The sequence below is a fragment of the Streptomyces sp. P3 genome (assembly GCF_003032475.1).
GTDB lineage: Bacteria > Actinomycetota > Actinomycetes > Streptomycetales > Streptomycetaceae > Streptomyces.
In genome coordinates this window covers 1,643,346-1,658,129 of sequence record NZ_CP028369.1, presented here as the reverse complement: position 1 = coordinate 1,658,129, position 14,784 = coordinate 1,643,346, and the positions used below count along the sequence as shown (strand labels likewise).

At 70.3% G+C, this 14,784-nt stretch carries 17 protein-coding genes; 10 read left to right on the top strand and 7 right to left on the bottom strand.

Features of this window, described 5'->3' with window-relative positions; translation table 11 throughout:
• The first annotated feature begins 40 nt into the window (after window positions 1-40).
• A complete protein-coding gene (locus tag C6376_RS07440; protein ID WP_107442691.1) occupies window positions 41-514 on the top strand; it encodes a hypothetical protein in 474 nt (157 codons plus the stop codon).
• 10 nt (window positions 515-524) lie between these two features.
• Here the strand turns inward: C6376_RS07440 and C6376_RS07435 are convergent, their stop codons facing one another.
• Entirely contained in the window at window positions 525-713 is a 189-nt protein-coding gene (locus tag C6376_RS07435; protein WP_254075865.1) for a hypothetical protein, read from the bottom strand.
• Between the two features lie 97 nt (window positions 714-810).
• Here C6376_RS07435 and C6376_RS45055 point away from each other — a divergent pair, with 97 nt between their 5' ends.
• Window positions 811-996, top strand: a complete 186-nt coding sequence (locus C6376_RS45055) for a hypothetical protein (protein WP_254075864.1) — start codon at window positions 811-813, stop codon at window positions 994-996.
• Entirely contained in the window at window positions 993-1,196 is a 204-nt protein-coding gene (locus C6376_RS07425) for a DUF397 domain-containing protein (RefSeq protein ID WP_107442689.1), read from the top strand. The genes C6376_RS45055 and C6376_RS07425 overlap by 4 nt, the downstream gene beginning before the upstream one ends.
• Window positions 1,197-1,220: 24 nt before the next feature.
• Here C6376_RS07425 and rfbB read toward each other — a convergent pair whose 3' ends face one another.
• Window positions 1,221-2,195 carry a dTDP-glucose 4,6-dehydratase gene (gene rfbB / locus C6376_RS07420; RefSeq protein WP_107442688.1) on the bottom strand — a complete coding sequence of 325 codons (975 nt, stop codon included), beginning with the start codon at window positions 2,193-2,195 and terminating at the stop codon, window positions 1,221-1,223.
• A 196-nt stretch (window positions 2,196-2,391) separates the two neighbouring features.
• Between rfbB and C6376_RS46340 the strand changes: the two genes are divergently transcribed.
• Complete coding sequence (locus C6376_RS46340) at window positions 2,392-3,189, top strand: antibiotic biosynthesis monooxygenase (RefSeq protein WP_159083164.1); 798 nt, start codon at window positions 2,392-2,394, stop codon at window positions 3,187-3,189.
• A 45-nt stretch (window positions 3,190-3,234) separates the two neighbouring features.
• Here C6376_RS46340 and C6376_RS07410 read toward each other — a convergent pair whose 3' ends face one another.
• From C6376_RS07410 to C6376_RS07400, 3 genes are all read right to left on the bottom strand, one after another.
• Window positions 3,235-4,038 carry an AfsR/SARP family transcriptional regulator gene (locus C6376_RS07410; protein WP_319595327.1) on the bottom strand — a complete coding sequence of 268 codons (804 nt, stop codon included), beginning with the start codon at window positions 4,036-4,038 and terminating at the stop codon, window positions 3,235-3,237.
• 191 nt (window positions 4,039-4,229) lie between these two features.
• A complete protein-coding gene (locus C6376_RS07405) occupies window positions 4,230-4,634 on the bottom strand; it encodes a universal stress protein (RefSeq protein WP_107442686.1) in 405 nt (134 codons plus the stop codon).
• 79 nt (window positions 4,635-4,713) lie between these two features.
• Window positions 4,714-6,120 (bottom strand): NDP-hexose 2,3-dehydratase family protein, encoded by a 1,407-nt coding sequence (locus C6376_RS07400; protein ID WP_254075863.1) that lies wholly within the window; start codon window positions 6,118-6,120, stop codon window positions 4,714-4,716.
• 187 nt (window positions 6,121-6,307) lie between these two features.
• Here C6376_RS07400 and C6376_RS07395 point away from each other — a divergent pair, with 187 nt between their 5' ends.
• Window positions 6,308-6,556, top strand: a complete 249-nt coding sequence (locus tag C6376_RS07395; protein ID WP_057577785.1) for an acyl carrier protein — start codon at window positions 6,308-6,310, stop codon at window positions 6,554-6,556.
• Window positions 6,557-6,590: 34 nt separating this feature from the next.
• Window positions 6,591-7,370, top strand: a complete 780-nt coding sequence (locus C6376_RS07390; RefSeq protein WP_107442685.1) for an SDR family NAD(P)-dependent oxidoreductase — start codon at window positions 6,591-6,593, stop codon at window positions 7,368-7,370.
• A 152-nt stretch (window positions 7,371-7,522) separates the two neighbouring features.
• Here C6376_RS07390 and C6376_RS07385 read toward each other — a convergent pair whose 3' ends face one another.
• Both C6376_RS07385 and C6376_RS07380 read right to left on the bottom strand, forming a co-directional pair.
• Window positions 7,523-8,740: a cytochrome P450 gene (locus C6376_RS07385; protein ID WP_107442684.1), complete on the bottom strand. Its 1,218-nt coding sequence runs from the start codon at window positions 8,738-8,740 to the stop codon at window positions 7,523-7,525.
• Between the two features lie 2 nt (window positions 8,741-8,742).
• Window positions 8,743-9,414 (bottom strand): dTDP-4-dehydrorhamnose 3,5-epimerase family protein, encoded by a 672-nt coding sequence (locus tag C6376_RS07380; RefSeq protein ID WP_107442683.1) that lies wholly within the window; start codon window positions 9,412-9,414, stop codon window positions 8,743-8,745.
• Between the two features lie 88 nt (window positions 9,415-9,502).
• Here C6376_RS07380 and C6376_RS07375 point away from each other — a divergent pair, with 88 nt between their 5' ends.
• The 4 genes from C6376_RS07375 to C6376_RS07360 are packed head-to-tail and all read left to right on the top strand — an operon-like array spanning window position 9,503 to window position 14,779.
• Window positions 9,503-10,660, top strand: a complete 1,158-nt coding sequence (locus C6376_RS07375; protein WP_107442682.1) for a nucleotide disphospho-sugar-binding domain-containing protein — start codon at window positions 9,503-9,505, stop codon at window positions 10,658-10,660.
• A 14-nt stretch (window positions 10,661-10,674) separates the two neighbouring features.
• Window positions 10,675-13,182, top strand: coding sequence for an excinuclease ABC subunit UvrA (gene uvrA, locus C6376_RS07370; protein WP_254075862.1), 2,508 nt, complete (start codon window positions 10,675-10,677; stop codon window positions 13,180-13,182).
• Entirely contained in the window at window positions 13,182-14,363 is a 1,182-nt protein-coding gene (locus C6376_RS07365; RefSeq protein WP_107442681.1) for a Gfo/Idh/MocA family protein, read from the top strand. The genes uvrA and C6376_RS07365 overlap by 1 nt, the downstream gene beginning before the upstream one ends.
• Window positions 14,360-14,779 (top strand): cupin domain-containing protein, encoded by a 420-nt coding sequence (locus C6376_RS07360; RefSeq protein ID WP_107442680.1) that lies wholly within the window; start codon window positions 14,360-14,362, stop codon window positions 14,777-14,779. Before C6376_RS07365 ends, C6376_RS07360 begins: the two co-directional genes overlap by 4 nt.
• The last annotated feature ends 5 nt before the right edge of the window (window positions 14,780-14,784 follow it).

Genomic DNA, 14,784 nt, shown 5'->3' with positions numbered 1-14,784 from the left:
ATGTGGAGCTTCGGAGCAGCCGGCTGAGGGGAAGTCGAAGATGAACATGCAGGAAGCGGCGGAACATGCGGACAGCATTCTGGATGGGACGTTCGCTGCCATCAAGCCTGCAGTCCATTGGACTCATGGGGAAACCACCGTCGGCAGCTGTGATGTGTCGCGGCGTCGCGCAGTGATGACCGTCATCTCGCCGGAACGCAGAGGTAGTTTCCTCGGGGTGGTGGAGCGCTATTGGAAGGCCGAGGGGTACCGACAGCTCGGTGTGAACCGAAGCGCCAAGAGCCCTGCGACGTACTTCGAGACGCCCGACCAGTTCCGTGTGCGCCTCCTCATCGGCGGCAACGGTCAAGCCTTCTTCGAGGTGGCTACACCGTGTGTCACCAAGTCCTCGGTGTCGCCACCGACGGCCGAGACGGTCGGCCCCAATTACGCGGGAGGATCGATTCCAAACCCCGACGTCCGATCGGAGCTCTGGTCAGCAACCACCCCGATCCCCTCTGCGCCCAGAACTTGATCAAGTGGAATCAGTCGTCGTCTCCCACTCCACCGCGTTCCTTGGTCCGCTCTGGTGGCAGTCCGGTGAGCAGCGAGAGGCTCGATTCCACGGATCCGTCCAGCTTGCGCATCTTCTCCAGCATGCGGGCCCGAGCCTTCTCACGGCGGAGGTCAAATTCGGCTCGGACGGCCTTCGCGACCATGTCTTTCTTCGTCATCCCCAGAGAATGGGTGCCGTTCGTCAGTAGCTCGTCCATGGCCGCATTCCGCTGACTCCGGGACGTCTTGGTCCACGTCCCAGCCACCCAAAACGGCATGCAGTGTCGCCCGCGATCTCGGCACGCTCTGACGGGAACGGGGCAAGCGGAAGGTGACTTCGGTCAGGGTGGGCCGGAGGTCGCGTACTACCGCGCCCTCTTCGACGACGCCCGCACCACCGCGCTGCCACCGACGGAATCACTCACGCTGATCCGCCGCATCGCCAAGGAGTACCGAGCATGAGCCAAGACCTCTACATACATTCGGCACTCCCGGGAGCGGTGTGGCGTGCCAGCAGCTACAGCGGGGGGCAGGGGAATTGTGTCGAGGTCGCCGGCAACCTCCCCGGTGTCGTTCCCGTCCGTGACAGCAAGCGGTCCGGTAGGCCCGCGATCGCCTTCTCCCCGCGGGCCTGGGGTGCTTTCGTCGGTCATCTTCGCTGAGAACGGCAGCACCGACGGGGTTCGTCAGGCGCCGGTCAGGCTGAGCGGGCGCCACCAGGTGGGGTTGTCCCGGTACCAGGCGACCGTGGCGGTGAGGCCCTCGTCGAAGGGGACCCGGGGGGCGTAGCCGAGTTCGGTGCGGATCCTGGAGTCGTCCAGGGCGTAGCGCAGGTCGTGGCCCTTGCGGTCGGGGGCGCGGTCGACGAGGGACGGGTCGGCCCCGCACAGGTCGAGGAGCAGGTCGGTGATCTCCCGGTTGGTGCGTTCGGTGCCGCCGCCGACGTTGTACACCTCGCCGGGTCGGCCGCCCGTCAGCACCAGCTGTACGGCACGGCAGTGGTCGGAGACGTGCAGCCACTCGCGGACGTTGGCGCCGTCGCCGTAGAGGGGGACGGGGACGCCGTCGAGCAGGTTGGTGGTGAACAGCGGGATGAGCTTCTCGACGTGCTGGTAGGGGCCGTAGTTGTTGGAGCAGCGGGTGACGGACACGTCCAGTCCGTGGGTGCGGGCGTAGGCGAGGGTGATGAGGTCGCTCGCCGCCTTGGACGCCGCGTAGGGCGAGTTGGGGGCGAGCGGCCAGTCCTCGGTCCAGCTGCCGTGGGCGATGGAGCCGTACACCTCGTCGGTGGACACGTGCACCACGCGGGACACGCCGGCGGCGAGGCTCGCCTCCATGACGTTGTGCGTGCCGACGCAGTTGGTGCTGACGAAGTCGGCCGCGCGCACCAGGGAGCGGTCGACGTGGGACTCGGCGGCGAAGTGGACGACGGCGTCGTGCCCGGGGACGAGGCCGCGCAGCAGGTCGCGGTCGCAGATGTCGCCGTGGACGAAGGTCAGCCGGGGGTGTTCGGCGGGGAGGTTCGCCCGGTTGCCGGCGTAGGTGAGTTTGTCGAGGACGGTGATCTCGGCTTGTTCGTATCCGGCGTACTCACCGCTCAGCATCGCTCGCACGTAGTGGGAGCCGATGAAGCCGGCCGCGCCGGTGACCAGGATACGCATGCGGCTCACGCTGGCCCCGGGCGCTAGAGAACCCCTACACCCGCGATCGACGCCCGTCGTGGCCCGTCCGTGCCGGCCCGCCCTGCCGGCGCCGCGCGGGCACGCGCGCGGGCATCCGCGTTCCATCGGGGTTCCGTCCAGGTTCAAGACGCGTCGACCAGGGTGGAGGCATGATCCCAACGCCCAAGGAGCACTCATGACCGAGGCGCAGAAGGTCCCCGACGTGCGCAAGACGGTGACGGTGGACGTGCCCGCGGACCGGGCCTTCGCCATTTTCGCCGAGCGTCCCGTCGAATGGTTCCCCGAGAGGCACGTCTTCGTCGAGGACCGGGTGTCGCTCACCATCGAACCCTTCGAGGGCGGCCGCTACTACGAGGTCGGCGCCGACGGCACCGAGATCGCCTGGGGCACGGTGGTGGAGTGGAACCCGTCCAAGCGGATCGTGCTGACCTGGCGGGTCGGCCCGCACTGGCAGCCGATCTTCGACGACGAGAAGGCGAGCTTCATCGAGGTCGACTTCGAGCCGGCCGGAGCCGGGCGGACGACCGTGGCGCTCACCCACAGCGGACTGCACCGGCACGGTGAGATCGCGCCGCAGATCCACGCGGCGCTCGACGGCCCGAGCCCCGGCGACACGCTGGCCCGCTACGAGCAGGTCGTCGCCCGGGTCTCCGCGGCGGCGCAGGCGGTCCCCGTGACGCTCGTCAACCGGTTCCAGCTGACGGGGACGGCCGAGGAGTTCGAGCAGGTCTTCGCCGCGACCTCGGAGTTCTTCGCGGCCCAGCCGGGTTTCGTCGAGCACACCCTGCACCGGCGGCTCGGCGATCCGGCGTCGTACGTGAACATCGCGCGCTGGGCGGACAACGCCAGTCTGCGGGCGGCGGTGGCGCAGCCGGAGTTCCAGCCGCACAGCGCGGCGCTGCGGGCGCTCGCCGTGTCGAGCCCGGAGCTGTACGAGGCCCGTCTGCAGGTGACGGCAGCCGACGCGGGGTGAACGGCCGGGTGCGGGAACGGCGTGGGTCGCCGTTCCCGCACCGGGTCATGTCGGCTGGGTGAACAGGGCGGTCGGGGCGACGAAGTCGAGCGCGGGATCGGCCGACAGGATCGAGTGCTGCAACTGCTGCAGTCGCGCCGAGGGTTCCAGTCCGAGCTCGTCGGCCAGCTCGCCGCGCACGCGCTGGTAGACCTCCAGGGCACGCCAGCGCTGCCCCGAGCGGTAGAGGGCGATCATGAGCTTGGCGCAGAAGTTCTCGTGCATGGGATTGCGGGCGACCAGCACCGCGAGTTCGCCGAGCAGCATGTGGTGCCTGCCCAGGTGCAGTTCGGCGGCGATACGGGTCTCGAGCAGGCCCAGCCGGCTCTGCTCCAGACGCGTGGCCTCGATACTGAGATGGACCCCGCGCAGGACGTCGATCAGGGCGTCCCCCGACCAGAGGTCGAGGGCCTGGCGGGCCACCCGGTACGCCTCCACGTGGTCGCCGTTCTCCGAGGCCTGGTTGGCCTCGTCGACGAGCCCGTCGTAGAGCTGGGCGTCCACCATCACCGCCTCGGGGGCGAACAGGTAGCCGTTGTAACGGGTCAGCAGGACGTCCTTCGCCGAGCCCGACAGCACGACCCGGCCGATCAGTCTGCGCAGTTGCAGGATGTAGGTCTGCAGGGTCGTCAGCGCGCTCCGCGGTGGTTTCTCACCCCAGATCTCCTCGACCAGGGTGGACACCGACACGACCTCACCGGCCCGCAGTGCCAGCAGTGCGAGGACCTGGCGCGGTTTCGCCGCCGTGGGCGCGATGCACCGGCCGGCCCCGGTGGCCTCCATCGGCCCGAGCACGTTTATTTCCAGCAACTTTTCCCCCTCTACGTGGCGCTTCTTTTCAGCCTCTGCGGTTACCTTCGAAGAATGCACGACCGGAATTGAGGCCCGGAACTGCCGCTGTCACCAATACGCATGAGGTTCACAGGACCCAGGTATGGGTTTTTCATACGCGTGACGCGAACGGGTCGGACGATCAACGGGCCGGTCGGGCGATCAACGGATCAGACGATCAGTAGCTTGGTGTCCTCGGGGAGGGCGGGAGAGCCCACCATCCTGGCGGTGCGCCGCCAGCGCCGGCGGCCCAGCACGACCCAGCCGGGCTCCCTCCGGCGGACCAGACCGGCGACGGTTCTGCCGGTGTCGCTGTAGGTCGTGTGCAGGGTCCACTTCACGGCCCTGCCCTCCAGGAGGGCGCCGACCTTGAGCAGGGACTCCAGTTCGAGGTCGGAGGAGTCGAACGCGGCGGCCAGGGAGCAGTCGAGCAGCAGCGTCCACGGCCGTCGTACGACCAGGACGAGGACCAGGTCGCCGCCGTGTTCCTCGGCCAGGGCGACGGCGCAGCGCATGAGGTCGCTGTCCACCGTCCACATGACCGCGACGACGGGACGAGGACGCCAGGGTGCCATTTTCCTCTCCTCTCCCCGGCTCTTCCCGTCCAGTGCCGTGACCGGAAAGGCTCACCGGCTCAACCTTTCCGGCCACGCACTAGCCGAGGGAGTTCAGGCAGGCGACGAGGGTGCGTGCCTGCACGTTGACGTACTGGCTGTGCCGGAGCAGGGCGGTGAGCTGGCTCACCGTCGCCCAGGCGTGACCGGGCGGCAGGGCGTCGGTCGCCGCCGTGTCGGTCTCGGCGACGACGTAGCGGCTCACCGCGTTCAGGAAGCGGCCGCCCTCCTCGGCGTGAAGGGCGTCGTAGCGGATCCGCGGGGAGCCCGCGTCGGGGATCCGGGCGAGGAACGGCGAGGTCTCCTCCTCGAGTTCGCCGGCCGACATGCACTGGACCGTCGGGGCCAGTTCGACGCCGTCCCGGAAGCCGCCCTCGGCCGCGGCCCGCACGAGGACGTGGAGCACGCCGTCGAACTCCCTGACCAGGAAGGCGGACAGGCCCCTGCCGACGGGCTCGACGAGCGGCTGGGACCAGGACGAGACCTCCCGGCTGCCGGCCCGTACGTCGGCGGCGACCACCCGGAAGTGGCGGCCGTCGTCGCGGCTGATCTCCTTGTCGTCGCGGTGCCAGCCCGGCAGGGCGCCCAGCGGCAGCCGGCCGGCCTCGGTCCGGCAGTCGGCGCGCAGCCCGGTGAACCAGCCCAGCAGCTCGGCCGTCGTCGACACCGCGCCGGCGCAGGGGTCGCGGGAGGCGGCCAGCGAGCGGCTGAACCGGTCGGCCGCCCCCGCCTCCGGTCCCACCGGGGGCAGGCACGCCAGCACCGTGCGCGAGTCCATGTTGATGACGTTGTCCCTGGCCAGCAGGGTGTTGATCTGCCCGAGGGTCAGCCAGCAGAAGTCGTCGTCGAGCGGGACGGCCTCGTCGGCGGCCGCCTCGACGAGCATGTTCCGGTTCCGTTTGCGGTAGAACCAGTCGCCGTGCTCGGACTGCAGCACGTCGGCGATCACCCGCGTCGGCCGCCGCCCCGTGAAGTACTCCAGGTACTTGACCTTCGCGCCCCGGTGCACCTGCGTGTAGTTGCTGCGGGTGGCCTGGACGGTCGGCGAGAGCATCAGCGGCACCGGGTTGCCCGGTTCCATCTTGGCCTGCATCAGGAAATGCAGGACCCCGTCGAACTCCTTGACGAGAATCCCGAGGACGCCGACCTCGGGCTGGTTGATGATCGGCTGGAAGCGTTCGGCGGATCCGGGGGCGCGCAGACAGAGGCCCTCCACGGAGAAGAACCTGCCGCTTTCGTGCACCAGGTTCCCGATGTCGTTCTCGAATTTCCAGCCGCGCAGTCCGGAGAACGGAATGCGATCGACCGTGAAGTCATGCGCACTCGCCCGTTCGGCCAGCCACGCGTCGAATTCGTCCATGTGCATCTGAACGCCCGCCGTCCGCTGGGCGGAGGCGGCGAGTCGGCTGGGAAGAACGAGGTCCTCCCGTGGCTTCAGATTTTCCACACCCGACACACCCTCGTTGGCTGGGAATCGTTGGGCGGCCCACGCTGGAGGGGGCCGCTCGATTTCCGCGGCAGCGCTGCTGGAGCATTGCTCGGAAGGTGGGTTTTCCAGGCGTCTGCGAGCGCGATCCGAGTCGTCCGGCACAAATTCTCAGAGCACGCACAACCCTCCGACACGGGAGATGGAAATGGCGGAACTGACGATCGACCGGCTCAAGGACATTCTGCGGATCAGCGCGGGCGAGGACGAGTCGGAGCAGCTCGCCGGCGACATCGGCGGGACCACGTTCGGCGAGCTCGGCTACGACTCGCTGGCCCTGCTGGAGACGGCGGCCCTGATCAAGCGCGAGTTCGGCGTCGACATCACCGACGACATGGAGCACCTGAACACGCCGCAGGCGATCACGGACTTCGTGAACGGCAAGTCCCTCGCGTGAGCAGCTTCGACGGGACGGGACGGGGAGGACCCAGATGAGCGACAGGCGGGTAGCGTTCGTCACCGGGGCCAGCAGCGGCATCGGCCTCGCGGTGACCCGGACCCTCGCGGAGCAGGGCATGGCGGTGTACGGGTGCGCCCGGGACGCCGACAAGCTGGCCGAGACGCTGGAGAAGCTCACCGCGGAGGGGCTGGAGGTCGCCGGCGGCCCCTGCGACGTGACCTCCACCGACGGCGTCCGGGCCGCCGTGGCGGCGGCCGTGGAGCGCTTCGGGCGTATCGACATCCTGGTCAACAACGCGGGCCGGGGCGGCGGCGGGGAGATCGCGCATCTCGACGAGCCGACCTGGCTCGACGTGATCGACACCAACCTCAACGGTGTCTTCCGGGTGACCAAGGAGGTGCTGGCGTCCGGCCGGATGGGCGAGAACGGCTACGGGCGGATCGTCAGCATCGCCTCCACCGGGGGCAAGCAGGGTGTCGTCTACGCGTCGCCCTACTCGGCCTCCAAGCACGGGGTGGTCGGCTTCACCAAGGCCGTCGGTCTCGAACTGGCGAAGTCGGGCATCACCGTCAACGCGGTGTGTCCCGGGTACGTCGAGACGCCGATGGCCGAGCGGGTCAGGTCCGGGTACGCGGACTTCTGGGGCGTCTCGGAGCAGGACGTCCTGGAGAAGTTCAACGCCAAGATCCCGCTGGGCCGTTACTCCACCCCGGAGGAGGTCGCGGGCCTGGTCTCCTACCTGGTGACCGACACCGCGGCGTCCATCACGGCGCAGGCGATCAACGTCTGCGGCGGGCTGGGCAACTACTGAGCGCGCGACGGCTTCGGCCGTCGCGCGCCCGGCGCCCGAACCGGGCACGACCGGGGCGCCCGAACCGCGTACGACACCCGAACGGCGCGACACAACTGAACGACACAGCAGAGGGAGGGAGTGCCAGGGGCACCCCCTCCCTCAAGTCGTGTTCACCACTTGACCGGCAGCGACCACACACCGTAGACGACGGAGCCCTCCTTGGTGCGGATGTCCTCGTAGGGCACCGCGAGCTGCAGGTCCGGGAAGCGCTCGAAGATCTTGGTGAGGGCGATCTCCAGCTCCACCCGGGCCAGGTCCGCGCCGATGCAGTAGTGCGCGCCGTGCCCGAAACCGAGGTGGCGCCGGGTGCCGCGGGACAGGATCAGCTCGTCGGGCCGCTCGAAGACGGAGCCGTCCCGGTTGGCCGGCAGGGCCAGGCACAGGATGCCGTCGCCCTTCTTGATGGTCACGCCGTCGAGCTCGATGTCGTCCAGGGCCACCCGGGGCACGGCCAGGTCGCCGATGGTGATGTAGCGGACGAGTTCCTCGATCGCCGGGCCGATCAGCGACGGGTCGGCCTTGAGCTGCTCCAGCTGCTCGGGGTTGCGCAGCAGGGCCATGGTGCACAGGGAGATCATGTTGGCGGTCGTCTCGTGCCCGCCGTTCATCAGCAGCCGGCACAGGTTGACCAGGTCACGCGTGGTGTATTCCTCGCCGGACTCCCGGTAGGCGATGATCGCCCGGCTGAGCAGGTCGTCGCCCGGCTCGCGCTCCTTGAGGCCGACCAGCTTCTCCAGGTACCTGCCCACCTCCACCATCGCGGCCTGCCGCTGGTCGGGGGTGCTGTGGCCGCCGAGCAGGTTGGTGCCGTGCTCGGCGAAGAACGCGTGGTCCTCGTAGGGCACCCCGAGCAGTTCGCAGATCATCGACATCGGGACCGGCAGCGAGACGATCTCGTGCAGGTCGGCCGGCGAGCCCGCCGCCTCCAGGGCGTCCAGGCGCAGGTCCACGTTCTCCGCGATCTTCGCGCGCAGCTGCTGGACCCGGCGGTTGGTGAAGGTGACGGCGGCCTTGCGGCGGGTGGTGGTGTGCTCGGGGGCGTCGTAGCCGATGAAGGAGGTCTCGGTGCGGAACTCCGGCGGGGCCTCGAAGTAGAAGGGGAAGTTGTCGTGCTTGCGCGAGGAGCTGATCCGCGGATCGGTCAGCAGCTGGCGTATCAGGTGGTAGTCGGTGACCGCCCATACCTCGAGGCCGGTGATGAGGCTGACCTTCGTCACCGACCCCTTCTCCATCATGGGCCCGTACTCCTCGGGCAGGGAGAAGGGGCACTTGCGCTTGTAGGGAAACGTCGACTGTTCGGTCGTGGATTCGGCGGCGTTCACCGACATGACTACTCCTTGTCTCCGGCGAATTCAGAAGGTCGGCTCTGAATCGCGTTCTGAGGCGCATGCGAAAGGAAAGCGGAGCGCTGCCGGGCGTAGTGCGCCAGACAGTCCTCGTAGCGGGGCAGAATGCCGAGTCCGGCGGCCCGGGACAGACTCGGCGCCTGGAGGTCCTTCGGCGCCACCACCACCGGTTCCGCCGTCGAGGGCCAGGGCAGGGCCAGATCCGGGTCGAACGGGTCGATCTCGAACGGGGTGCCCGGGATGTACGGGGTGTCGAACACGTAGCTCACGCAGGAGTCGTCGGTCAGTGAGACGAAACCGTGCGCCATCCCGTCGGGCAGGAACACCGCCGTGCCCTTCCCGGGCTCCAGCAGACTGACGTCGTGGCCGCCGAACGTCGGCGAGCCGACGCGCACGTCCAGCACGACGTCCAGCACCGCGCCCCGGACGCAGGTGACGTACTTGGCCTGGCCCGGCGGCAGACTCACCCCGTGCATGCCGCGCAGCACGTTGCGGTGGTTGACGGAGAAATTGGTCTGCACCGGCCGGAACACCTGGCCGGTGACACGGGTGAACTCCTCGTCCCGGAAGGACTCGAAGAACGCGCCCCGCTCGTCGCCGTGGATTCGCGGCCGGATGCGGTAGGCGTCCCGCACGGCCATCTCCTCGATCTCCATGGCCCGCGAAGCTAGGGGACGCGGCTCGAGCACCGCTGGTGGCGGCGGCTCAAGTGCGGCTCGAGTGGCAGCGAGTTGAGTGGCCAGCATGAGGATTCTCGTGAGCACCGGCCCGAGCTACGGGCTCTACTGTCCGGTCGTCCCGCTGGCCTGGGCGCTGCGCGCGGCGGGTCACGACGTGCTGGTCGCCGCACCGGAGAGCCTTGCCCCCGTGGCCAACGGCTCGGGGATGCCGTTCATCCCGACCTACGGGCCGATGCACATGCGCGAGGTCATGGCCCACGACCGGCAGGGCAACCCCATCGCGTTCGCGCGTGAGGAGCCCCGGATGCTGGAGCAGGCCGGCCGCGGCTTCGGCCGGCTCGCCGCACGCACCCTGCCCGGCCTCCTCGACGTCGCCGAGAAGTGGAAGCCCGACGTCATCGTCGCCGAGCCGCACACCTACGCGGCCGGCGTCGTGGCGCGGCTGAAGGGCATTCCCTGGATCGAGCACGGCGTCGGCCTCGGCTACTTCCGCGAGATGGACAAGTCGGGGGCCGACGAGCTGACGCCGGAGCTGACCGAGCTGGGCCTGGGCGCCCTGCCCGAGCCGGACCTGGCGCTGGAGCCCTGCCCGGCCTCGCTGCTGCCCGCCGGCGGCGCCCACGGCGTCCCGATGCGCTACGTCCAGTACGACCCGCCGGCCACCGTGCCGTCCTGGGTGTTCGAGGCGCGCGAGCGCCCCCGCCTGTTGCTCACGCTGGGCACGGTCGCACCGGCGGCCGGCGGCGCCCGGGTGCTCAAGGACCTGGTCAACTCGCTGCCCGCGCTCGGGGTGGAGCTGCTCGTCGCGGTCGCCGACGACATCGTCCCGGAGCTCGGGCCGCTGCCCGACGCCGTGCTGGCCGCCGGCTTCCTGCCGCTCGCCTCGGTGCTGCCCTCCTGCGACCTGGTGGTCCACCACTGCGGCGGCGGCTCCACCATGGCGGCGATCCTCGCGGGACTGCCGCAGTTGCTGGTCCCGCAGCCGATCGTCGCCGAACAGTACGACAGCGCGCGCCGCGTCACCGCGTACGGCTCCGCCCGCCAGCTGGTGGGGCAGCCCATCGACCCCGAAGCCGTCGTGGAGAACTGCCGCGCCCTGCTCGAGGACGAGTCGTACGGCGTCAGGGCCCGGGCGCTGCGCGCGGAGGTGGCCGCGATGCCGTCCCCCGCGTCCGTCGTGCCCGTCATCGAAGAACTCGCCGGCGTCAGGCCGGGACGGTAGGGAAGGAAACCCCGTTGAGCGACACCAACAGCCGCGCGCACCTGCTGCCGGAGACGCTCGAGGTGCGCGGCGCCCGCGAGCACAACCTGCGCGGCGTCGACGTGGACCTGCCGCACCGCAACCTCACGGTGTTCACCGGCGTCTCCGGCTCGGGCAAGTCGTCCCTGGCCTTCGCCACGATCTACGCCGAGGGCCAGCGGCGCCAGCTGCAGAGCATGTCGACCTTCGCCCGCCAGTTCATGCACCAGATGGACAAGCCGGACGTCGACCACATCGGCGGCCTGTGCTCGGCCGTCGCGGTCGACCAGCGTTCCTCCGCCTCCCGCAGCCCGCGCTCCACGGTGGGCACGGTCACCGAGGTGTACGACCTGCTGCGGGTGGTGTTCGCGCGGATCGGACACCCGCACTGCACCGTGTGCGGGACCGAACTGGCCGACGACGCCTGCCCGCAGGGCCACGACAGCGCGCTGCCCGAGATGACCAACGGGGCGTTCTCCTTCAACCTGCCCTTCGGCCAGTGCACCGCCTGCCAGGGCGTCGGCACCCGGCTCGAGGTGGACCCCTCGACCCTGGTCGCCGATCCGGGCCGCTCCCTGCTGGAGGGCGCGATCACACCCTGGCGGCCCACCTTCACCGAGCCGGAGCGGATGAAGGCCCGCGCGGTGGCGCAGCTGCTGGGCGAGGACGAGAACACGCCCTGGGAGGAGCTCTCCGAGGGGCTGCGGCACACGCTGCTGCACGGCACCGACATCAAGGTCCGGGCCCGCAAGTTCGACAAGCCGGGCGACCCGGTCAAGGACGTCGTGTTCACCGGGGTGGTGCCCTGGCTCTACGAGCGGTACCGCAAGTCCGGCGGCGAGAACTTCGGGCAGCTGGAGAACTACATGCGGCCGGCGCCCTGCCGGGAGTGCGGCGGCGGCCGGCTCAACCCGGCGCAGCTCGCGGTCCGGGTCGCCGGGCGCGGCATCGCGGAGGTGACGGCGCTGCCGGTCTCCGTGTCGCTGCGCTTCTTCGAGGAGCTGGACGTCGCGGAGCGCGAGCGCGCCGCGGTGGGCCAGGCCCTGGAGGAGATCGTGCAGCGGCTCGGCCATCTGACGCGGATGGGGCTGGAGTACCTCAGTCTGGACCGTCCGGCGCGCACCCTGTCCGGCGGCGAGTCGCAGCGCATCCGGCTGGCCGGTCTGCTCGGCACCGACATGTTCGGCCTGCTCTACGTCCTGGACGAGCCGACCACCGGTCTGCACCCCAGGGACATCGAGAAGCTGGTGGCCACCCTCCAGGACCTGCGGGACCAGGGCAACACGGTGCTCATCGTGGAGCACGACCACCAGATGATCAAAGCCGCGGACTGGGTGGTGGAGCTCGGTCCGGCGGCCGGCGAGCACGGCGGCGAGCTGCTGTTCAGCGGTCCGGCGGAGGAGCTGCTCGGCGACGTGAACTCGCCGACCGGCGGCTACACCAGCGGCACGCGCGGCATCGCGGTGCCCGCGAGCCGACGGCCCGGGGCGCCGGATCGCCGGATCGCCGTGTACGGGGCGAAGGAGAACAACCTCGCCGGGTTCGACGTCGCCTTCCCGCTCGGTACGTTCATCGCGGTGACCGGGGTGTCGGGGGCCGGCAAGTCCACTCTGGTGGACGACATCCTCTACCCGGCGGTGGAGAGCGCGCTGGGCGGCGACGCGCCGGCGCCGGGCGCCCACACCAGGATCGAGGGGCTGCACCACGTCGACCGGGTGATCAGGGTGGACCAGGCGCCGATCGGGCGTTCGGGCCGGTCGACGCCGGCGACCTACACCGGGGTCTTCGACAGCGTCCGCAAGGTGTTCTGCCAGACCGCGGAGGCGAAGAAGCGCCGCTACAAGCCGGGCCGGTTCTCCTTCAACTCGGCGGGCGGGCGCTGTGAGACCTGTACCGGCGACGGCTCCATCAAGATCGAGATGCAGCTGCTGCCCGACGTCTTCCTGCACTGCGAGACCTGTGACGGCACCCGCTACAACGCGGAGACGCTGGAGATCCTTTACCGCGGCAAGAACATCGCCGAGGTGCTGGCGATGCCCGTCGAGGAGGCGCTGGAGTTCTTCGCGGGGGAGCCCGCCATCGAGGCTCCGCTGCGGGTGCTCGACGAGGTCGGTCTCGGCTATCTGCGGCTCGGGCAGTCGGCGACCACGCTCTCCGGCGGCGAGGCCCAGCGCGTCAAGCTGGCCAACGAACTGCAGCGCAGGGCGGGCGCGCACACCCTCTACCTGCTCGACGAGCCGACCACCGGACTGCACTCCAGCGACATCGAGCGGTTGCTGTCGGTGCTGCACAGTCTGGTGGACAAGGGGCACACCGTGCTCGCCGTCTCGCACAACCTCGACCTGATCAAGACGGCGGACTGGGTGGTGGACATCGGTCCGGAAGGCGGCGACGGAGGCGGCGCGCTGGTAGCCGCGGGCACCCCCGAGCAGGTGGCCGGACAGTCGGACGGCCACACCGGGCGTTTCCTGCAGGGCGTGCTGGGGACGAGCGGGCGGCCGTGATGAACGGGTCGCCCGCGCCCGGCTCGGAGCCGGTCCGGATCGGTGTGCTGGGGTGCGCGAGCATCGCCCGCCGCCGGGTGCTGCCCGCCTTCGCGGCGGACCCCGGCAGCAGGGTGGTGGCCGTGGCCAGCCGGGACGGCGGCCGGGCCCGCGAGGTGGCCGACCGGTACGACTGCGCCGCCGTGACGGGCTACGAACGCCTGATCGCCGACCCGGAGGTGGAGGCCGTCTACGTGCCGCTGCCCGTCGCGCTGCACGCCCGCTGGATCGAACGGGCGTTACGGGCGGGCAAGCACGTGCTCGGCGAGAAACCCCTGACCGGTGACGTCGGCTCCACCCGCCGGCTGTTCGAGCTGGCCGCCGCGCGCGGTCTGGTGCTCGCCGAGAACTTCATGTTCCCGTCCCACCCGCTGCACCGGCGGGTGCGGGACCTGCTCGCGGGCGGCGCCGTGGGCGAACTGCGCAGCTTCACGGGGGAGTTCGGCATCCCCGCGCCGCCGCCGGGCGATGTCCGCTACGACGCGGCCCTCGGCGGCGGCGCCCTGCTGGACATCGCCGTCAATCCGCTGCTCGCCGCCCGCCTCTTCCTCGGCCCCGCCCTCACGGTGTGCGGGGCGCGGTTGCGCCGGCACCCCGTGCACGGCGTGGACACCGGCGGGGCGGTCCTGCTGGCCGCCCCGGACGGCGTCACCGCGCAGGTGGTGTTCGGCATGGAGCACGCCTACCGGGCCGGGTACGAGCTGTGGGGGAGCGCGGGGCGGATCCGGGTGGAGCGCGCCTACGCGCCGCCCGCCGACCACTGCCCGGTGATCCGGGTGGAGCGGCCGGAGGGCGTCGAGGAACTCGTCCTGCGCCCCGGGGACCAGTACCTCGAGGCGGTCCGGGCGTTCTCGCACGCCGTCCGGCAGAGCCGGCCGGCGGCCCAACAGCCGGGACGGACCCCCCAGCCCCAGCACGCCCCGCACTCCCCGCGGTCTCCACAGACCCCACTGACCCCACCCCCACAGACCCCACAGACCCGCGACGGCCTCGGGGCCGAGCGGAGTCTTCGCGAACGGCACCAGGAGCGGGCCCTCACGGTCGCCCGGCTGGTCGCCGAGGTTCGAGCGGCGGACAAGGCCGCTTCCAGCGCCGCACAGCACCCTGTTCCGAGCTGGGACGACCCGAGAGGGGCCTTATGAACTCCGCTGTCACCGACAAGCTGCGCTGTGAGCGCATCACGAAATTCCGTGACGTCATACCCGGCGACGGTCCGGGCAGGCTCTCCTCTCCCGCCGGGGATCTCGTGAGGTTCGCCAACGGCGACACCTACCGGTTCGCCGCGTACTGGGACTGCCTGCCGGGCGGACCGTGCCGCGGCAACCACTACCACCTCGACAAGACCGAGGTGATGTTCGTGATCTCCGGCGAACTGAGAGCCGCGTACTACGACCTCGACACCGGCCAGCGCTTCGACACCGTGCTGGTCGCCGGGGACCTCGTCACCGTCCATCCGCGCCTCGTGCACAGCTACATGGCGCTCAGCCCCACCCAGGTGGTGGAGGTGGCCTCGCACGCCTATTCGCCGAGCGACACGCATCCCTACGTGTTGCTCTGACCGAC